The organism is Lutimonas vermicola (assembly GCF_038433205.1).
In the GTDB taxonomy this organism is placed as follows: domain Bacteria; phylum Bacteroidota; class Bacteroidia; order Flavobacteriales; family Flavobacteriaceae; genus Lutimonas; species Lutimonas vermicola.
The window spans coordinates 350,504-370,603 of the sequence record NZ_JBCDNA010000001.1; the positions used below are offsets into that span (position 1 = coordinate 350,504).

General features: G+C 38.4%; 14 protein-coding genes and 1 tRNA gene. 8 read left to right on the forward strand and 7 right to left on the reverse strand.

From position 1 onward, the window contains the following. Positions 1 to 38: 38 nt before the first annotated feature. The 4 genes from AABB81_RS01615 to AABB81_RS01630 all read right to left on the reverse strand — a co-directional run bounded on the left by AABB81_RS01615 (position 39) and on the right by AABB81_RS01630 (position 5,700). Positions 39 to 677 (reverse strand): cbb3-type cytochrome c oxidase N-terminal domain-containing protein, encoded by a 639-nt coding sequence (locus AABB81_RS01615; RefSeq protein ID WP_342158148.1) that lies wholly within the window; start codon positions 675 to 677, stop codon positions 39 to 41. Positions 678 to 871: 194 nt separating this feature from the next. After that, positions 872 to 3,016: a cytochrome-c oxidase, cbb3-type subunit I gene (gene ccoN, locus AABB81_RS01620; RefSeq protein WP_342158149.1), complete on the reverse strand. Its 2,145-nt coding sequence runs from the start codon at positions 3,014 to 3,016 to the stop codon at positions 872 to 874. A gap of 20 nt (positions 3,017 to 3,036) precedes the next feature. Continuing rightward, the gene (gene ccoS / locus AABB81_RS01625) at positions 3,037 to 3,228 is read right to left on the reverse strand and encodes a cbb3-type cytochrome oxidase assembly protein CcoS (RefSeq protein ID WP_342158151.1); all 192 of its coding nucleotides are present in this window, start codon (positions 3,226 to 3,228) and stop codon (positions 3,037 to 3,039) included. 96 nt (positions 3,229 to 3,324) lie between these two features. Further along, positions 3,325 to 5,700, reverse strand: a complete 2,376-nt coding sequence (locus tag AABB81_RS01630; RefSeq protein ID WP_342158153.1) for a heavy metal translocating P-type ATPase — start codon at positions 5,698 to 5,700, stop codon at positions 3,325 to 3,327. A 100-nt stretch (positions 5,701 to 5,800) separates the two neighbouring features. Between AABB81_RS01630 and AABB81_RS01635 the strand changes: the two genes are divergently transcribed. Further along, positions 5,801 to 6,490 (forward strand): Crp/Fnr family transcriptional regulator, encoded by a 690-nt coding sequence (locus AABB81_RS01635; RefSeq protein ID WP_342158154.1) that lies wholly within the window; start codon positions 5,801 to 5,803, stop codon positions 6,488 to 6,490. A 92-nt stretch (positions 6,491 to 6,582) separates the two neighbouring features. Here AABB81_RS01635 and rocD read toward each other — a convergent pair whose 3' ends face one another. Both rocD and AABB81_RS01645 read right to left on the reverse strand, forming a co-directional pair. After that, on the reverse strand, positions 6,583 to 7,863 hold the full coding sequence (gene rocD, locus AABB81_RS01640) for an ornithine--oxo-acid transaminase (RefSeq protein ID WP_342158155.1): 1,281 nt from the start codon (positions 7,861 to 7,863) through the stop codon (positions 6,583 to 6,585). A 192-nt stretch (positions 7,864 to 8,055) separates the two neighbouring features. Next, positions 8,056 to 10,941, reverse strand: a complete 2,886-nt coding sequence (locus AABB81_RS01645) for a TonB-dependent receptor (protein ID WP_342158156.1) — start codon at positions 10,939 to 10,941, stop codon at positions 8,056 to 8,058. A 157-nt stretch (positions 10,942 to 11,098) separates the two neighbouring features. On the opposite strand from AABB81_RS01645, the gene AABB81_RS01650 reads away from it, so the two are divergent. The 6 genes from AABB81_RS01650 to AABB81_RS01675 all read left to right on the forward strand — a co-directional run bounded on the left by AABB81_RS01650 (position 11,099) and on the right by AABB81_RS01675 (position 16,393). Further along, complete coding sequence (locus tag AABB81_RS01650) at positions 11,099 to 11,722, forward strand: acyl carrier protein phosphodiesterase (RefSeq protein ID WP_342158157.1); 624 nt, start codon at positions 11,099 to 11,101, stop codon at positions 11,720 to 11,722. 17 nt (positions 11,723 to 11,739) lie between these two features. Next, entirely contained in the window at positions 11,740 to 13,431 is a 1,692-nt protein-coding gene (ggt, locus tag AABB81_RS01655) for a gamma-glutamyltransferase (protein ID WP_342158158.1), read from the forward strand. A 36-nt stretch (positions 13,432 to 13,467) separates the two neighbouring features. After that, entirely contained in the window at positions 13,468 to 14,616 is a 1,149-nt protein-coding gene (locus AABB81_RS01660) for a trans-sulfuration enzyme family protein (RefSeq protein WP_342158159.1), read from the forward strand. Further along, the gene (bshB1, locus tag AABB81_RS01665; protein WP_342159627.1) at positions 14,616 to 15,332 is read left to right on the forward strand and encodes a bacillithiol biosynthesis deacetylase BshB1; all 717 of its coding nucleotides are present in this window, start codon (positions 14,616 to 14,618) and stop codon (positions 15,330 to 15,332) included. The genes AABB81_RS01660 and bshB1 overlap by 1 nt, the downstream gene beginning before the upstream one ends. Positions 15,333 to 15,515: 183 nt before the next feature. Next, positions 15,516 to 15,591 (forward strand) — tRNA-His (locus AABB81_RS01670). Positions 15,592 to 15,715: 124 nt separating this feature from the next. Continuing rightward, the gene (locus AABB81_RS01675) at positions 15,716 to 16,393 is read left to right on the forward strand and encodes a tetratricopeptide repeat protein (protein WP_342158160.1); all 678 of its coding nucleotides are present in this window, start codon (positions 15,716 to 15,718) and stop codon (positions 16,391 to 16,393) included. An 8-nt stretch (positions 16,394 to 16,401) separates the two neighbouring features. Here AABB81_RS01675 and uvrA read toward each other — a convergent pair whose 3' ends face one another. Beyond that, the gene (gene uvrA / locus AABB81_RS01680; protein ID WP_342158161.1) at positions 16,402 to 19,176 is read right to left on the reverse strand and encodes an excinuclease ABC subunit UvrA; all 2,775 of its coding nucleotides are present in this window, start codon (positions 19,174 to 19,176) and stop codon (positions 16,402 to 16,404) included. Positions 19,177 to 19,458: 282 nt separating this feature from the next. On the opposite strand from uvrA, the gene AABB81_RS01685 reads away from it, so the two are divergent. Continuing rightward, positions 19,459 to 20,043: an RNA polymerase sigma factor gene (locus AABB81_RS01685; RefSeq protein WP_342158162.1), complete on the forward strand. Its 585-nt coding sequence runs from the start codon at positions 19,459 to 19,461 to the stop codon at positions 20,041 to 20,043. Positions 20,044 to 20,100 lie beyond the last annotated feature (57 nt).

The following is a 20,100-nucleotide window of genomic DNA, read 5'->3' on the forward strand; positions in this document are numbered from 1 at the left end:
AAACACAGCAGCTCACTTAAGCGAGAACTAAATGCGAACTACTGTTTACTCCAAATGATGTCGCCTTCAGCGGCCTTAGGATTGGCAGGTGTAGTTCCATTTAAGGAAATTACATAGCTGGCAAGTTGCTGAAGTTCATCATTATTAAATGTATTTTTCCAGGAAATCATCCCTTTCCCGGCTCTACCACCTTCATTAAGCGTTTTTAGAATGTTTTCCATACCTCCGCCAAGGATCCATTTGTCATCTGTAAGATTCGGGCCAATTCCTCCTCCGCCATCTGCCATATGACAGGCGACACAATAGGTGGCAAAATTCTTTTGACCAGCGGCAAGGCTTTCTTCATCGGTAAGCAGGGTCACATCAAGCTGAAACAATTCTGGATTGGCCGCTTTATAAGCCTCAACTTCTTGTTTTCCCTTTTCTACTGCTGCCTTATATTCCTTTTCCTGACTGTATTTTTCGGGATTTGTAAATACCTGTACATAATAAAAAATCCCAATGGCTATGGTAATATAGAATCCGTATTTCCACCAGGGTGGAAGTACATTATCTAATTCTTTTATACCGTCGTAATCATGGTCTGTCAATATTTCTTCCTCCTTGTCCAATTCATGTGCCTTGGTCATGGACTGAACAAATTTTTTCCATCCACTTGTTTGTTTTTTGTCACTCATGATTGATGTTTTTTAGATCATTATCCAATGGTAAATTGCTTAGTTTTTCAATATTTTTTTTAGGCATCTTCAAAACGATGATTAACATGGTTGTGAAGACTATAAAAAAAAGTAGCAGCGAAATGATGGGATATATTTCAACTCCTGACATCGTATCTAAATGGTGTTTTATAAATTTTAACATAAACTGCTTTTTATTCTGTTGTCTCTACTTTGATGTCTGTTCCTAATCGCTGTAAATAGGCGATTACCGCAACAATCTCTTTAGTCTCAATATGAGCATCCCCGTAATTTTTTACAAATTCCGGATCTTGTCTCAGGTTGTTTTCAATTTCACCAGCCTGATTCTTGAGCAGATATACTGCTTTTTCAAGTTCAAACTGTGTGTAAGGAACACCCAGTGTTACCATGGCATTAATCTTGTCTACTGTTTTCGAGATGTCTAAATCATCTTCGATAAGCCAGGGATACTGAGGCATGATTGATCCTGGAGAAGTAGTTCTGGGGTCCATCATATGATTAAAGTGCCAGTTATCGTTGTATTTACCACCAACCCTATGCACATCCGGGCCCGTTCTTTTCGATCCCCACAGGAATGGGAAATCATACACGAACTCGCCTGCTTTGGAATATTCTCCGTATCGTTCCACTTCCGATCTGAACGGCCTGATCATTTGTGAATGGCAGTTATTACAACCTTCCCTTATATAAATATCCCTGCCTTCTAATTCGAGAGGGGTATAGGGCTTCACTGAGGTGATCTTTGGAATGTTTGAGTCAACGGTCAAAAGAGGGATAATCTCGACGGCACCGCCAATCGCAACAGCTATAACAACCAAGAATGCAAAAAGGATCGTTCTTCTTTCCAGCCAGGAATGAAATCCTTCTCCTGCCATTCTCGATGAAGTGATTTTCTTTAAAGGAGCGGCTTCGGCCAACTCGTCTTCTACAGTTGATCCTGCCTGAGCGGTTTTGATCACATTATAGGCCAGTAAAATAAATCCTGTAAGGTATAAAGTACCTCCAAAGGCCCGCATCATATACATTGGCATGATCTGGGTAACCGTTTCAAGGAAATTCCCATACACTAACGTCCCGTCAGGATTGAACTGCTTCCACATAATCGCTTGTGTAAAACCGGCAACATATAGTGGGAGTGCATAAAATAGAATCCCTAAAGTCCCGAGCCAAAAATGGACATTGGCAAGTTTTGTAGAGTACAGTTCTGTTTTCCATAATTTACCTGCAAGCCAGTAAATAATACCTGCCGCCATAAATCCGTTCCAGGCTAAGGCACCGATATGCACATGACCCACGATCCAGTCGGTATAATGCCCAATGGCATTCAGTGTTTTAAAGGATAGCATTGGCCCCTCAAATGTAGACATACCATAACCGGTTATCGCCACAACAAAGAATTTCAAAACAGGATTTTCTCTTACCTTATCCCAGGCACCTCTTAAAGTCAATAAACCATTTATCATACCCCCCCAAGAAGGGAAAATAAGCATCACTGAAAATACGGTTCCAAGATTTTGAGCCCATTCCGGTAAAGCGGTATATAATAAATGATGGGGTCCGGCCCAGATATAAATAAAGATCAGTGACCAGAAATGAATGATTGATAACCTGTAGGAATAAACGGGTCTGTTAGCTACTTTAGGCACGAAATAATACATCAAACCCAAAACAGGAGTAGTAAGGAAAAAGGCTACGGCATTATGACCATACCACCATTGAACCAGGGCATCCTGAACTCCCGCATAGATGGAATAACTTTTAAAGGCGGAGACCGGTAATTCCAAATTGTTGAAAATATGCAGCACGGCTACAGTTATAAGTGTGGCTAAATAAAACCAAATAGCAACATAAATATGGCGTTGGCGCCTTTTGAGGATAGTCCCTATCATGTTGATCCCCATCACTACCCATATCAGGGTAATGGCTATATCAATGGGCCATTCCAGTTCAGCATATTCTTTGGAGCTGGTTAAACCCAGAGGAAGGGTTATGGCCGCGGCCACAATGATCAATTGCCACCCCCAGAAATGAATTTTGCTGAGAGTGTCGCTGAACATCCTTGTTTTCAACAAACGCTGCATAGAATAATAAATCCCCATAAAAATGCTATTCCCGACAAATGCAAATATCACGGCATTGGTATGCAAAGGTCTTAATCGGCCAAAACTAAGCCAGGAAATACCTTCCATATAATTTGGGAAAATAAACAGAAAAGCTACCAGTAGCCCTACTAACATTCCTACCACACCCCAAAGTATGGTAGCAACAAGAAACATTTTTACTATTTTGTTGTCGTAATAAAATTGTTCTTTTTCCATTTGAAAAATTTAGTTAATAATTAGTTGATTGATTTTTGGCTGCTTTTTTTATCCGATGATTTGTCGTTTACCAATTCATCGTCAAAGAGCATTCTGACTGAAGGCGTGTACACATCGTCATATTGACCGGACTTGACCGATTTAACGAATAAAATAAAAAATAAGATTGCAATAAACAGGCTCGCAATAATAAGCATGAATATGATATTCATTAATGATTTTTTTTAGTTGTACCAAATAAACAAAAAGTTAAAAACCAGAAACATGATAAAAGTCATGTTTTGAAAATAACAGTTGTTTGTGATATGCTAATATAATAATTTTTTCGCTAAAACATTGGTGCTGATGGTTGCGAATAAAACCACTGAAATAGAGCTTATTGGCATTAGTATTGCTGCAACGATCGGAGAGAGATTACCGCTTACAGCGAATAGAAGCCCAATGATATTGTACAAAAATGAGATCACAAAACTCAGCTTGATCACACGCATTGTTTTATGTGTAAGTTTTAGAAAGCGAGGCAATAACTCAAAGCTTTTGGCATCGAGGATTCCGTCACAGGCAGGTGAAAACACGTTGATGTTTTCCGATATGGCTATTCCTACATTGCTTTGAGCAAGTGCTCCGGCATCATTGAGCCCGTCACCCAGCATCATTACATTTTTTCCAAGCTCCTGTTTTGATTTGATATAATTTAGTTTATCCTCAGGTTTTTGATTAAACAGTATATGGCTACCTGCTGGAAGCAAGGCCTTTAAGCTTTCCTTTTCTCCCTCATTATCCCCTGAGAGTATTGAAATTTCATAATTTGATTTTAAGGAACCAATTAAATCATTTAACCCTTTTCTATAGGAATTTTTAAAGACAAACTTTCCCATGATATCTTTCCCCATCCTCACATGGATTGCTGTGTCCAGGCCATTATCTTCATCAATGCCTACAAATGAAGCAGCACCTAATAAGATGTCGGTACCGTCAACTTCTCCTTGAATTCCTTTAGAGGTAAATTCTTTAAAATGCATGACTTCTCCTTGTTCCTTCTCAATGATGTGATCATGGAGCATTCTGCTCAAAGGGTGATTTGATGATCTGAGCAAAGATTTGATCTGTCTGAGTGCATGAGGTTCAAGCTTTTTTCCAAAATAGGAGATGGAGGCCTGTCGATTCGAAGTAATGGTTCCGGTTTTGTCAAAAACCAAATCATTAATTTTAGACATAGACTCAATCACCTGGGTGTTCTTTAGATAAAATTTATGCTTGCCGAAGATCCTGATCATATTGCCCAGGGCAAAGGGCGCTGACAGTGCCAGGGCACAGGGGCAGGCAATGATTAATATGGCTGATACCACCTGAAAGGCCGCATTTTTATCTGTAAAATACCAGTATATACCTGATATTAGGGCAATGGAAAGAATTACAATGGTAAACTGTTTTGAGATAGAGTCAGTGAGCGACTTGATATCTTTGGAATCATTTTTCTTAAAAATATCATTACTCCATAGTTGCGTCAAATAACTCTGTTTTACAGATTGTATGGCTTCCATTTCTATCGCACCACTGGTTTGTTTGCCTCCGGCATACAATTTGTCACCTGATTTTTTTTCTACCGGGAGCGATTCTCCCGTTACAAAGCTATAATCGATCATGGCATTTCCGTTGATCAGGATTCCGTCAACGGGCATAATTTCTCCATTTCTGATCAGTAAACGGTTTCCTTGCTCAATTTCATGAACACTAACGTTTTCTTCTTTTCGGTTAGCACTGATTCTTGTAACGGCTATTGGAAAATAAGACTTATAGTCTCTTTCGAATGACAAGAATCCATAGGTTTTTTGCTGAAAAACCTTTCCGAGGAGTAAAAAAAAGATCAAGCCGGTAAGGCTGTCAAAATAGCCTTGCCCTGTATTCGTGGCAATTTCATAAGTACTTCTGAAAAACAATACAAGAATACCAAGCGAAATGGGAACATCTATATTCAGAATGCCATGTGAAAGTCCTTTATAAGCTGAAATCAAATAGTCTTTACCAGAGTAAAACAGGGCGGGTAAAGACAGCAGGAACATCAAGCCCCTGAAAAAAGGTTTAAACCGGTTGAGCCAGTACTCGTCCATTTGGAAATATTCCGGAAAAGAAAGCATCATGATGTTTCCAAAAGCAAAACCGGCCACTGCAACCTGATAAATGAGTTTTCGATCGATTTTATTCACGTTGGCCTCCACATGATCCAGACTTATATAGGGTTCATAACCGATTGAAGTGATAAGTTCCGCAACATTTTTAAGGGAAATCTCACTTTTTCTAAAGGTAATTCTCACCTCTTTTTTGGGAAAATTCACCAAGGAAACCTTGATTCCTGCATTGAGCTTGTGTAAATTTTCAAGCACCCATATGCAAGAGCTGCAATGAATAGTGGGAACATAAAAATTCACCACAGAGGTTTCAAGATCGTCAAATTCGATCAGTTTTGATGCTATATCAACATTATCCAGATAGTCAAACTTACCCTTAATGTCAGTCGGAATGGTGCCAGGGGCCGATTCAAGATCGTAATAGCAGGATAATTCGTGTTGGTTAAGTATTTCATAAACCGTCTTGCATCCATTACAACAAAATGACTTTTGTTCGAATTCAATTTTATCAGCATTACAGTCAAGACCGCAGTGGTAGCAGTTTTCTTTAGACATAGATCTTTTGGAAAAATGGTAAATTTCTTATAAAAAAATTACATAAAAAAATGAATGCTGTCAGAATTTATATAAATTTGCAAAATGAAAATCCAAGTTTATGAGAGAAGAATGTGAAAAATGTGTTATTAGAGATCTTAATTCGTTGAATTCTGTTTCGGCAGCTGAATTACAAGCCATTGCCAAGAAAAAATCAACGATTCACGTTCAAAAAGGGGAGGTGGTTTTTAGCGAAGGCACTTCGTTAAGAGGTGTTTATTGTTTGAGAAATGGTAAATGTAAACTTACAAAACTGGCGCCTAACGGCAAAGAGCAAATAGTAAGATTTATCAGAAAAGGAGAATTGGTTGGGCACAGATCAGTAATCAGTAATTCAGTGGCACATTTAACGGTCACAGCTCTTGAAGATATGGATGTCTGCTTTATTCCAAAGCATGAAATTATTGAACTATTCAAAAATAATTCTGAATTTTCTATGGAAATCACAAAGTCCCTGGCAGAAGATCTTGATGAGGCAAACTCGTCTATAGCGAATATGGCACAAAAAAATGTTAGAGAGAGATTGGCGGAGTCTCTCTTATTTTTTGAAAGAATTTTTGGGGTTGATAATGATGGCTTTATTTCAGTAACCCTTACCAGGGAAGAAATTGCAAACGCCATAGGAACGGCCACAGAATCTACAATCAGGTTGCTTTCTGAATTTAAAAAAGAAGGTTATATTACTTTATCCGGAAAGAAGATTAAGTTAGAGAACAAAGTTAAATTACAACACCTTACCGAAGGTTATTAAACAGTCAGCCTGATTTAAAATTTAAAACCTGATAATAAAATTATCAGGTTTTTTTTATATCATTTTGACAATGTGATTCAATCAATAACCATTCACGGCTCCATGGATAAAATTGTGTCCTGGATGATCTTTACACATTCCAAAAGCTGGTCTTTGGTGATCACCAGGGGAGGGGCAAATCGAATGATATTGCCATGTGTTGGTTTTGCCAATAAACCATTATCTCGTAATTTTAAGCAAATGTTCCAGGCCATGGAACTGTCTTCTGATTCATTTATCACGATGGCATTTAATAAACCTTTTCCTCTTACCATTGTAACTAAATCGCTTTTTTCTACGAGTTTGTTCATTTCTTTGCGAAATAATTTACCCATTTCATCAGCATTTTCAGCCAGGTTTTCATCTTTTACCACGCGCAATGCCTCCATGGCAACAGCTGAAGCCAACGGATTTCCTCCAAAAGTAGATCCGTGTTGACCAGGCTTGATAACCTCCATGATTTCATTGTTTGTCAACACAGCTGATACAGGATAGACACCACCACTAAGGGCTTTTCCTAAAATTAGAATATCTGGCTTTACCTCAGGAGTGCCGGAGCAGTTTTTGTCAGGACAATCACAATTTCCACAGGTGGCCAGTAAACGACCTGTTCTGGCAATGCCGGTTTGCACTTCATCCGCTATAAAGAGTATGTCATTCTTTTTGCAAATATCAAGGGCTTTTTTAAGATATCCTTCAGATGGCACAAAAACACCTGCTTCACCCTGGATAGGTTCCACCAGAAAACCGGCTATATGATCATTTTCTTTAATGGCTTTCTCAAGGGCCTCGGTATCATTATACGGGATCTTGATAAATCCCGGTGTATAGGGCCCAAAATTCTTTCTTGCTGTTTCATCATTGGAAAAAGAAATGATTGTTGTTGTCCTGCCATGAAAATTATTTTCGCAAACAATAATCTGTGCCTTTTCTTGTGCTATGTTTTTTTTCTCATAGGCATATTTTCTGCAAAGCTTGATAGCCGTTTCGACTGCTTCTGCTCCGGTATTCATAGGCAGTACTTTGTCAAACCCGAAAAATTCAGTGACATACTTTTCATATTCCCCCAACTGATCATTGTAAAATGCCCTTGAGGTAAGGGTCAACCTTTCAGCCTGGTCCTTTAATGAACCAATGATACGGGGATGACAATGTCCTTGATTTACTGCAGAATAAGCCGATAAAAAATCATAATATTTTTTACCTTCAACATCCCATACATAAACACCTTCTCCTTTATTTAAAACAACGGGTAGCGGGTGATAATTATGTGCGCCGTATTTTTCTTCAAGCGTTATTGCTTTGTTTGAAGCATTATTGTCTTTCACTAACATAAGAATAGAATTGAATACCTGATTATATCGTTAAAACCAGATAGAATTATACATGTATAATTCCTTCTTGAGGAGAGAAATCATCCGTAGTGCAAATCTATTAAAATTAATTCTTTCAATTTACCTTATTTCACAATATTGCATAAAAAAAGGCCTCGTATCCCGAGGCCTTTATTTTCAAATTACAATCGTTTATTGTAACGTAAAGGTCATTCTTGCAAACATAAAGCGCCCACCTGCACCAAATTGCTGTGATCTTCTTGAGTATTCAAAACGACCACTGCTGCGGTTGGCTTCAATATTTCTGTCAGGATAGGTATCAAAAATATTACTTGAGCCAATCGTGAGTCGAAGTGATTCAGTGGCCAAAAAGCTTAATGATAAATCATTTACAATTTTCGATCCAAAAACCTGTTGATTGTCAACATTGTTTGTCGCTTCGGTGACCTTACCAAAATAAACGCTTCTGAACATAACATTGAATTTATTGATATTATAATTGAATGTCAAATTCATTTTAGTTCTTGGAACGGCTTTTTCTAAATAAATTCTGCTTGTTTCATCAAAGTAGGTGTCAACCAGTCCTGCCGCTTCCAGTACGGGAGAAGCTTTGATGTCTCCAACCTGTTTGGTTTGCCCGGCAGTTAAAGCAAAATCGGTTCTTAAATTGCTGTTTCTGAAATTGGCATTGTGTGTAATAACAACATCTAAACCGTATGATTCCGTATCAATGGCATTCGCAAAAAACGTTGCTGATCCGGCATTGGCTTGCTCCAAAAGACTTTTTAAAAGCTCATCACCCGGGCTACCGTCATTTGAAGGGGAAAACTGACCCGTGTAAACAACCCTGTCATCAATAGCGATGAAATATCCGTCTACAGTAAAACTTAGGTTCAGATTGGGGAGTTTACCCGTAAAACCGATACTCCCACTCCTTGATTGTTCTTCTTTCAACTGCGGTATCCCGAGAAGTTTTGCTGCCCTGCTGTCATTTGAAAAAGTACCGACATCCGTTGGAACCCCGTCAACAAAAATAGTAGAAGTACTGTTGAAATTCAGCTGATGTAAAGAAGGTGCCCTAAACCCTGTATTGGCAGAAGCTCTTAAGGAAAAATCATCTCCTAATTTGACCCTGGTCGCCAGTTTAAAGTTCATCGTACCGCCAAAATCACTGTAATTTTCATATCGCAGTGCCCCGCTCAGCAGAAAATTATCCGTTATATCAGCTTCCAGATCCAAATAGGCTGCTGCACTGTTTCTCGTTTTGTTCACCTCGTTATCAGGATTAAATCCGGGAAACACTTGAGATCCTCCCGGCCTGGCTCTTCCAAAGAAATCTACCACTTCAATGCTTGTTGGGTCATTAATGTCCCACACATTTCCATCCGTATCGAATTTTGCATATGAACCCAGCTCTCCTGCGAAAATTTCATATCGTTCCATCCTGAATTCACCTCCGAAAGCCACATTGAATCCAGACATGACATCCGGGTAGAATTTGTTCATATCGAAATTCGTAGTATTCTGTGTAAATGCAAATCCACCTGCATTAAATTCAACAGGGGTCGCATATTGCATCGTTGCGTTTGATGTATTTTGTATATTGTAATCAAAACTGTTTTGCCCCCAGGTATTACTGAAATCTACATTCCATTCTCCTATCTTGCTTTTTATTCCTGCCGAAATCGATTTGTCAAGAATTGAAGAATGTATTTCTGGTAAAAAACCATCAATGTATACAGGAGTAAATGCTCTTTCTTGACTTGGCAATCTATAGAATCCAGCCGCATCACCGTTTCTAACACTCATACCTCCAAAAGCATATAGGGTACTTTGCTCGGTTAAAGGAACTTCTCCGTTAAAGAAAAATTTTCCACTGCGCAGGCCAGACTGGCCAACCCTCATGTTATAATCCTTTCTTTCCTGTCCCCTTGCATTTAATTCAGATTCCGTATTATCTGCTGATAAAGCCGCCTGAAGATCAGCAATAGTGGACGCATCATTGACTTCGTTTAAAACGTCACCAGGTAATCCTGCTCCCTGAGCATAGGATTGTATGGCATCAAAATCAGTCTGTAAGGCTAAAAGGTTGAACCCATCGGCATTAGCAACCCTTTCAATCGAATTGTAGGAATTGAATATATTACCTTCCCATTCAATCATTCTATTGGTCGGGTTTCTCGAATCATACATTCCGGTAACGTTAATATATCCTCCCTTGTCGCCAATCGGCACGCCGTAGTTAATAGAAATACCGTTTGTCTCACCATCTGTACCACCTTGTTCATATCCTCCGGATTTGCTAGAAAAATGAGCCCCTGTATTTGCATTGACTGTTAAAGTGGCGCTTTTTCTCATGACAATATTTATCACACCTGCAATCGCATCTGAACCATACTGAGCAGCGGCACCGTCTCGTAACACTTCGACTCTTTCTATAGCCGCCGTTGGAATGGCATTTAAATCCGTACCGACCGAACCTCTTCCGAACGTTCCGTTAACATTGACCAAAGATGAGGTGTGACGTCTTTTTCCATTTACTAAAACCAATACCTGATCTGGCCCTAATCCTCGTAATGAAGCCGGGTCAATATGATCTGTACCATCAGAAATAGTTTGTGTATTTGACGTAAACGAAGGAGCGACATACGTAAGTATTTGATTCAGGCTGGTCTGAGCACCAGTCGTAATAAGCTCTTTTATATCTATTACATCAACAGGTACTGCGGTTTCTGTTGCTGTCCTGTTAGGATTTCTGGAACCTACAACGACAACTTCACTGAGTTCAACCCCTTGAGCCATTGAAACATTAACGGTTGCGCTTCCATCCATTGTGATTTCCTGAGTTTCGAATCCGACGAATGTAAAAAGAAGAATATCGCCGTTAGTTACATCCAGAGAATAGTTTCCTTCAAAATCTGTTGAAGTTCCTGATTCCCCATTTTTTACGGATATTGATACCCCGGGCAGCGCTTGCCCGTCAGAATCCGTTACAATTCCGTTTACCTGATAAGTCTGAGCTAAAGCAGGTATAGAGAAAAGCATAATAATTAAGAAATTGTAAATTTTTGATTTCATTGTTAGAGAGTTAAATTAGACTAATTAATTTTTGAGTAAAAAACTTGAAGTTTATGTACGTATATTTGGATTTTTGATTTAAGAACTCCAGTTTTCTAGGTCGAAATGTTAGTTTTGAATTTCAGAAAGTTACAATAAAATTAATAAAACAGTATTTTTGACTGTTGAACCCGAAGGTTTAATGAACTATTTAGCACATATATATCTCTCGAAAAATGATGAACTCATAAGCATAGGTAATTTTATGGCTGATCACGTCAAAGGAAATAAGTATAAGGCGTTTTCTATTGACCTGCAGAAAGGAATACTGCTTCACAGACAAATTGACTCCTTCACTGATGCCCATGAAATTGTGAGAAACAGCAAAAGAAGGCTTGACGATGATTATGGCTTGTACAGGGGGATCATTGTTGATATTTTTTATGATCATATGTTAGCGAAAAACTGGCATTTGTATTCAGAAAAACCGCTTGGTGATTATACCCAGGCATTTTATGGGAAACTTAAACGGCATTATGAAGTCTTGCCCGAAAAGATCAAGTATATGACTAAATATCTGATCAAGGAAGACTGGTTGCTCAGTTATGCGGAGATAGGGGGTATTCAAAAAGTACTCGAGGGAATGAATCGCAGAACCGGAGGCTTATCAAACATGAATCTGGCCATAAAGGATCTTGAAGAGAATTACAAGGAATTTGAAAATGATTTTACCTTGTTTTTTGACGAATTGCAGGAGTTTAGCCATCAGAAATTATTAGATATTGATCAATTATTTATATAAAAACCAAATCCATATCAATGAAAAAATTAAGTTTTTTATTTTTCTTTCTACTGATTTTAGCAAACTGTAAAAAGCCGGACATATCAGTAGAACCTGTAAAGGGCTTGATTGCGGATAGCGCTATGGTAGTGAGTGCCAGAGCCGAAGCTTCAGTCATAGGGACATCTATTCTTAAAAACGGTGGAAATGCATTCGATGCGATGATTGCCACCGATCTTGCATTGGTAGTTGCTTACCCATTTTCAGGAAATATCGGTGGCGGAGGATTTACTGTATTCAGAACCTCAAACGGGACAACAGGATCCTTGGACTACAGGGAAAAGGCACCTCTTGCAGCTCACAGAGACATGTATCTGGATGAAAAGGGTGAAATTATACCTGAAAAAAGCACGCTGGGCGCTATGGCGGTAGGTGTACCGGGAACAATTGCCGGCCTTTTTGAATTGCATCAGAAATTTGGATCTAAACCGTTTTCTGAATTGATACAACCTGCAATAGATCTTGCTAAAAGAGGTGTTGTTGTTACACAAAAGCAGGCAGAAAGCTTAAATAATTACAGAAAGTATTTTAAAAAAGCGAATCAGCGAACCATTTTTCTGGATAAGGACTGGACAGCGGGTGATACTATTAAATATCCTGCATTGGCGAAAACCTTTGAAAGAATTCGAGACAACGGAAGGGCCGAATTTTACGAAGGAAAAACGGCAGATTTACTTGTGGATTATTTGAGTGAATTAGGGGGTATCATTACAAAGGAAGACCTAAAAAAATACAAGGCAGTTTGGCGTGAACCTATTATATTTGATTATAAAGGCTATAAGGTTATTTCGATGCCTCCTCCATCCAGCGGAGGCATATGCATTGGCCAAATCTTAAAAAGTATAGAGCCTTATGATATTGGTCAGTATAAACACAACAGTGATAAATATATTCAGTTGCTGAGTGAAGCAGAACGCAGGGTCTATGCTGACAGGTCTTTTTTCCTGGGCGATCCGGATTTCAATATAATTCCATTGGATACCTTATTGTCAAGCCGTTATAACAATGGAAGAATGGAGGATTTTTCATGGGAGAAGGCGACTCCTTCGTCTGAAGTAAGTCATGGAAATATCGATATTATCGAGAGCAATGAAACGACCCACTATTCGATTGTTGACGCTTTTGGTAACGCTGTTTCGGTAACAAATACACTCAACGGAGCTTATGGATCAAAGGTGTATGTGGAAGAGGGTGGATTTTTTTTAAATAATCAGATGGATGACCTGAGTTCAAAACCCAATTCACCCAACATGTTTGGTTTAATAGGAGGTGAGGCCAATTCAATAGAACCAGAGAAACGCATGCTGAGTTCAATGACGCCAACAATTGTTGAAAAGGATGGAAAGTTGTTTATGGTTGTAGGCTCTCCCGGGGGGTCGACAATTATTACTTCTGTATTGCAGAATATTCTCAATATCATTGAATTTGACATGGGAATGCAGGAGTCTGTAGCTGCGCCAAGATTTCATCATCAATGGCTTCCCGACGTTATCCTGTTTGAAAACTCATTTGATACCATTCATTTTGAATCCCTGAAACAAAAGGGATATCAAATAAGCCAGGGGAAGTCAAGGATCCTTGGAAAAGTAGACGCCATTTTGGTTTTGCCTGATGGTCGATTGGAAGGAGGGGCAGACCCCAGGGGTGATGATACTGCAGTCGGCTTCTAAAGGGTTATTGATCAAAAATGACAAAACATTTAAATTATGACAATAAAAAAAGGAAAACACACAACCTGTATTCATCAGGGCCAAATAACAGACGAACAATTTGGTGGAGCCTTATCCCCTTTGTATATGGCTACTTCGTATCCTTTTCTCGATGTTGAAGACAAGCGCTATCCAAGATATTTTAATACCCCTAACCAGGAGGTTATTTCAAATAAAGTTGCTGCGCTTGAAAACGCAGAATGGGCTTTGCCATTTTCAAGCGGTATGGCAGCCATCAGTACGAGTTTATTTGCTTTTCTTAAAAAGGGCGATCACGTGGTTTTTCAAAATGAACTCTATGGAGGAAGTTATCATTTGGTACAGGAAGAATTCGAGAATTACGGTATTGAATACTCATTTTCGAAAGGATTGGAGATCAGTGATTTTGAAAATGAAATCAAGGAAAACACAAAGGTTATTTATATAGAAACTCCTTCGAATCCGCTACTGAGTTTAACTGATATTGAAGCCATTGCCAATCTGGCCAAAAAACACGATTTAGTGAGCATGATTGATAACACCTTTGCTTCACCTATAAACCAAACACCTTTGGATTTTGGCATAGACCTGTCTATTCACAGTGCCACCAAGTATTTAAGCGGGCACAGTGATATCAGTGCAGGGGTTGTTGCCGGCAAAAAGGAACTTGTAGATAAGGTTATGTATAAGGGTAGGAATTTTGGCGGTAATTTGAGTGATTTTATGTGTTTTTTGTTAGAGAGAAGTATAAAAACTCTTGCTTTAAGGATTGAAAAGCACAACGAGAATGCCCATTTTGTTGCACAGGAACTTTCATCAAACCCTATGGTGAAAAAGGTATATTATCCGGGTCTTGTCAGCCATAAAAACCATGAATTGGCTAAACGTCAAATGAATGGATTTGGAGGAATGTTGTCTTTCGACCTTGATGAGACCTTGAATGCAAAGATATTTCAGAAGAAATTGCAAATGATTAAACCTTCCATGAGTTTGGCAGGGGTGGAAAGCACGATCATCCAGCCCAGTTTGACTTCTCACGCCTTACTGTCGCCTGAAGAAAGAATTTCACAGGGTATTTCAGATAATTTATTGCGTTTTTCAGTAGGTTTGGAAAATAAGGAAGATATTATGGCTGATATAGAACAAGCTTTAAAGAATATAGCATGATTAAATTAGATATTTTAGCGTTTGGAGCACATCCTGACGATGTGGAATTAGGCTGTGCAGCAACGCTTGCCAAAGAAATTTCCAGGGGTAAAAAGGTAGGGATAGTAGATCTGACCCGTGGGGAATTAGGTACACGTGGGTCAGCTGAAATAAGGGATACCGAAGCGGCAAAGGCTGCTGAGGTTCTTGGAGTGTCAATTCGTGAAAACCTGGCATTCAGGGACGGGTTTTTTATGAATGATGAAAGTCATCAGGTTGAAGTGATCAGGATGATTCGTAAATACCGTCCCGAGATTGTCATTTGTAATGCGGTGCAAGACAGGCATATTGATCATAGCAAGGGAAGCGATTTGGTGTCCAACGCCTGCTTTTTATCAGGCTTAAGAAAGGTAGAGACGAATCTTGAAGGAATGGATCAGGAAGCATGGAGGCCAAAACAGGTCTATCATTATATACAATGGGAAAATCTGGATCCCGACTTTGTCGTTGACGTTACAGGGTTTATCGATATCAAGATGCAGGCAGTCATGGCCTATGCCTCACAATTTTATGATCCCGATTCATCAGAACCTGTTTCGCCCATCGCCACTAAAAATTTTCTTGAAAGCATTAACTACAGAGCCCGGGATCTTGGCAGGCTTATTGGAAAGGATTATGCAGAGGGGTTTACAGTAGAAAGATTTGTAGCTGTAGATCATCTTGATCATTTGATATAACAGTAGTTGATATCACTATTGAACATCGATAGATTTGGCTTATATGATGGGTTGTCCTGAATTGTTAAACCCTGATTATTTGAGTGTAAAAATAATCAATAAAAATTTATTTTTTATTTGAAGAAGTGATGAAATAGATTATATTTGCTCCCGAATTTAACATGTGTAAATTCAAAGTATCACGGTGGTTGTAGCTCAGTTGGTTAGAGCATCGGTTTGTGGTACCGAGGGTCGCCGGTTCGAGTCCGGTCTTCCACCCACTTTTAAAGAAACGCTCAAAGTTATTGAGCGTTTTTTTTATTCATAATGGTTTGTTAATCTTTTCAATAAGGTTCGGTATTTCCAATAAATTGAATATTTTTGGGCAAAATTAAAAATTAGATATGAAAAAGTTGTACGTATCATTTGTTATCGGTTTGTTTGGGCTTACTGTTGTTGCTCAGTCAGGAAATGACGAGGCTATTGCGCTTGAGAAGGAAGTTATTCGAACAGCAAAAACCATGGGAGATCCTAATGTGGCAACTTACAGTATGTATAAATTGATTGCCCTTGAAGGTACAAACAGTACATATAAGGATAGTCTTGCTTTTGTATATTTCTCTTCAAGAAAATATGCCTCTTGTTTTTTAATGGCCGATGAGGTGTTGAAAAGAAATCCTAAAGACCAGGCCATGCTCGAACTAAAAGCTGTTTCACTGGAATCATTGGGGGCCCTGGACAAGAGCATGGATGCCTTTAAAGAATTGTTTGCCTTAAGCAACAATAATTATCACGGTTACACCCTTGCAAAGCTTCAATTAGCCATGAAAAAATACGATGATGCCTATGCTACGATCAAAAAAGTAGAAGGACTTAATGACCCGGGAAATATCAAAGTTACTTTTTCAATTAATCAGAACCATACACAACAAATTGAATTACTTGCGGCAATTCCTTATGTAAAGGGACTCATCGAAGAAGAACTCAAAAAGAATCCCGAAGCAAAGTTAAGTTTTGAAAAAGCACTGAGAATTCAACCTGAATTCGTTCTTGCCAAGGAAAAACTTGATAAACTTAATTAAGGTAGCTGTCAACCCAAAAGCTTTTCTTTTAGATATTTTGCTGTATAGGAACGGTCGTTTTTGATCAATTCTTCAGGTATTCCGCATGCAACTACATGACCTCCTTGTTTTCCTCCTTCAGGGCCGAGATCAACGATGTAGTCTGCGCATTTGATAAGATCAAGGTTGTGCTCGATCACGATGATGGAGTGCCCTTTATCTATAAGTGCATTAAACGATTTAAGCAACTTTTTTATATCGTGAAAATGCAAGCCCGTTGATGGTTCATCAAAAATAAAAAGTGTATTTTCTCTGTTACCGCCTTTTACCAGAAATGAGGCAAGTTTGATCCTTTGAGCCTCTCCACCGGATAGGGTAGAAGAGGCCTGCCCAAGCTGAACGTAGCCTAATCCAACATCCTGCAGAGGTTTGAGTTTGGCAACGATTTTTTTCTGCTGATGTTCGCTAAAGAAAAGAATAGCTTCGTCGACCGTGGTTTCAAGGACGTCATTAATATTCTTTCCTTCATAAGTGATCTCTAAAACTTCTTTTTTGAAACGTTTACCCTTGCAGGTTTCACATTCCAGGTGCACATCTGCCATGAATTGCATCTCGATAGTTACTTCACCTTCACCCTTACAAGTGTCACAGCGCCCGCCGTCGACATTAAAAGAAAAGAATTTGGCTTTATACCCTCTTAATTTAGAAAGTTTTTGATCTGTAAAGAGACCTCTTATGTCGTCATAGGCCTTGATATAAGTAACAGGGTTAGAACGGCTGGATCTTCCGATTGGGTTCTGATCGATAAATTCAATATGCTGCAAGCTGTTGATGTCTCCCTTTAATTCAGTAAACTGTCCCGGCTTTTCCCCGTATTTTTGAATGGTCTTTTGAAGTGCCGGATATAGGATGTTTCTTATAAGGGTACTTTTTCCACTACCTGAAACACCAGTAATCATGGTAAGGGAGTTAAGCGGCAACCTGACGTCTATGTTTTTTAAGTTATTTGCCCTTGCTCCGATAATCTCAATGTGTTTTTTTGGGATACGTCTTTGATCGGGGATTTCTATTTTGAGTTTACCATTTAAATAATTTGAAGTCAGGGTGTCGGCTTTTAGAATATTTTTAAAATTTCCTTCAGCCACCAATTCTCCTCCAAAACTTCCGGCTTCAGGACCAATATCTATGATATGGTCAGCGACCCTCATAATATCTTCATCGTGTTCTACAACAATTACGGTGTTGCCCAGATCCCTTAGTTTGAAAAGCACTTTTATCAGCCTTTCGGTATCCCTTGAATGCAGTCCTATACTTGGTTCATCTAAAATATACATAGAACCTACCAAACTGCTTCCCAGTGAAGTCGCCAGGTTGATACGCTGACTTTCACCTCCTGAGAGTGTATTTGAGTTCCTGTTAAGACTGAGATAACTGAGGCCCACATCGTTCAGAAATTCAAGCCTGTTTTTGATTTCGATCAATAATCGCTTGGCAATGGCATGATCCGATTCATTTAGTTGAAGTTTATTGAAAAACGTTAATAGTTCATCAACCGGAAGGTCAACTAGTTCAGTAATGTCTTTACCCCCTATTTTCACATAGGTTGTTTCGGCTCGGAGCCTTTTTCCGTGGCAGGTCGTACATTTTGTTTTACCCCTGTATCGGGAAAGCATCACCCTGTATTGAATTTTATAACTTTTTTCTTCGAGGTAACTGAAAAAATCATTCAACCCATTAAAATAATCATTTCCATTCCATAACAATTCATATTGTTCTTCGGTTAATTCAAATATGGGCTTGTGAATGGGGAAATCAAATTTGTAGGCATTGAAGATCAAATCGTCTTTATAGGCTTTAAAGGAGTCAGACTTCCATGGAACGATGGCATTATCATAAATCGAAAGTGAAGTATTGGGAATCACAAGGTCGTCGTCTATACCTATAACATTGCCATAACCCTCGCATTCTTCGCAAGCTCCATAAGGATTGTTAAAACTAAAAAAGTGAACATTGGGTTCCATAAAAGTGATGCCGTCCTTCTCAAATTTATTACTAAACCCGAGTCGATCACCTGTACTCACCATTTCAAGAACACATTCTCCCTTTCCTTCGTAAAAGGCTGTTTGAACTGAATCGGCGACTCGGTTGAGAAAATCTTCGTCGTGCTGCACAACGATCCTGTCAACAATCAGCCAGATCTCTTGCCCAGGAGTTTCTTCAAATTTATCTATACGAATGGTTTCATTATTGACCATCAGCCTTGAAAACCCTTGTTGTTTTAAAATACTTATTACGGTTGTGATATTTTTTTTAGGATCAATATGAACCGGGGCTAGCAAGAGTACCTTCGTATCGGTTTCCAATTTTTTGATATGCCTGAGAACGTCAGAAACGGAGTCTTTTTTAACTTCTTCTCCCGAAATCGGAGAATAGGTCTTACCGATTCTGGCATATAAAAGTTTTAAATAATCGTAAATTTCGGTAGTTGTCCCTACTGTCGACCTGGGATTTGTACTGTTTACTTTCTGTTCTATGGCAATTGCTGGAGAAATTCCTTTAATAGATATCACCTTTGGTTTGTTCAATTTCCCTAAAAATTGCCTGGCATATGATGATAAACTTTCTACATATCTGCGCTGACCTTCGGCATATAAGGTGTCAAAAGCAAGGCTGGATTTACCGGATCCTGACAATCCTGTGAGTACAACAAGCTTATTTCTTGGAATTTTTACATCTAAATTTTTTAAATTATGCAAAGAGGCACCCTTAATAGTGATGAAATCTTTAAAATCGTTGTTTTTCAAGGGCTTAAAGGAGTTTTATTGTGAATATTTTACAAATATACTAAGGTTTTTTTGTTAAAAAAAAGGTATGAATTGTTAAAAGAAATAAAATATTTTGCAAAAAAATTTGTTTATAAGAAATAAATGTGTTTATATTTGTCGAGAGACTTATTGAAATTTAGACTAGTCTCCCCTAACGATTTATTAATTTAAAAATTTTTGCATATAGTATAGTTCTACTTTTCATAACAATAATAATTGTAAGCCGAATAGTATTAAGGCTTCACTTAAAAAAGGGGAATTATGCACACACAAAAATTAGACGACAGTGTCTTAGTTAGTAACTACATTGCAGGGAACGAAAGATGTTTAGAAATCTTAATCCTGCGTCACAAACAAAGAATTTTCAGTTTTATTTATTCAAAAGTACAGGACAGGGATGTTGCAGACGACATTTTTCAGGATACTTTTATCAAAGTGATCAATACTTTGAAAATGGGTAAATACAATGAAGAAGGTAAGTTTTTACCTTGGACGATGCGAATCGCACATAACCTTATTATTGATTTCTTCAGAAAAGGGAACAGAATGCCCACTTTTCAGAATACCGATGAATTTGATATTTTTTCAGTATTGAGTGATAATACACTAAGTGCAGAAAACAGGCTTATTAAGGATCAAATCCATGAAGATGTAAAGAAATTAGTAGAGGAATTGCCAGAAGATCAAAGAGAGGTTTTGATGATGAGAATTTTTAAAGACATGAGCTTTAAAGAGATTTCTGAGCAAACGAACGTGAGTATTAATACGGCTTTAGGTAGAATGAGGTATGCCTTGATCAACTTAAGGAAAATGATCGACAACAATAATATTATTTTAACAAATTAGTCTAAATTTTAATTTTTTTTTATTTTTTTACAATAATTTTTATTTTTGTTCGTTATC

Bases quoted from the DNA above. Each gene is read 5' to 3' on its own strand.
- AABB81_RS01615 (WP_342158148.1), bottom strand. From the start codon at position 677: ATGAGTGACAAAAAACAAACAAGTGGATGGAAAAAATTTGTTCAGTCC.
- ccoN (WP_342158149.1), bottom strand. From the start codon at position 3,016: ATGGAAAAAGAACAATTTTATTACGACAACAAAATAGTAAAAATGTTT.
- ggt (WP_342158158.1), top strand. From the start codon at position 11,740: ATGAAAAAATTAAGTTTTTTATTTTTCTTTCTACTGATTTTAGCAAAC.
- AABB81_RS01685 (WP_342158162.1), top strand. From the start codon at position 19,459: ATGCACACACAAAAATTAGACGACAGTGTCTTAGTTAGTAACTACATT.
- AABB81_RS01660 (WP_342158159.1), top strand. From the start codon at position 13,468: ATGACAATAAAAAAAGGAAAACACACAACCTGTATTCATCAGGGCCAA.
- AABB81_RS01645 (WP_342158156.1), bottom strand. From the start codon at position 10,941: ATGAAATCAAAAATTTACAATTTCTTAATTATTATGCTTTTCTCTATA.
- AABB81_RS01635 (WP_342158154.1), top strand. From the start codon at position 5,801: ATGAGAGAAGAATGTGAAAAATGTGTTATTAGAGATCTTAATTCGTTG.
- AABB81_RS01675 (WP_342158160.1), top strand. From the start codon at position 15,716: ATGAAAAAGTTGTACGTATCATTTGTTATCGGTTTGTTTGGGCTTACT.
- ccoS (WP_342158151.1), bottom strand. From the start codon at position 3,228: ATGAATATCATATTCATGCTTATTATTGCGAGCCTGTTTATTGCAATC.
- rocD (WP_342158155.1), bottom strand. From the start codon at position 7,863: ATGTTAGTGAAAGACAATAATGCTTCAAACAAAGCAATAACGCTTGAA.
- AABB81_RS01630 (WP_342158153.1), bottom strand. From the start codon at position 5,700: ATGTCTAAAGAAAACTGCTACCACTGCGGTCTTGACTGTAATGCTGAT.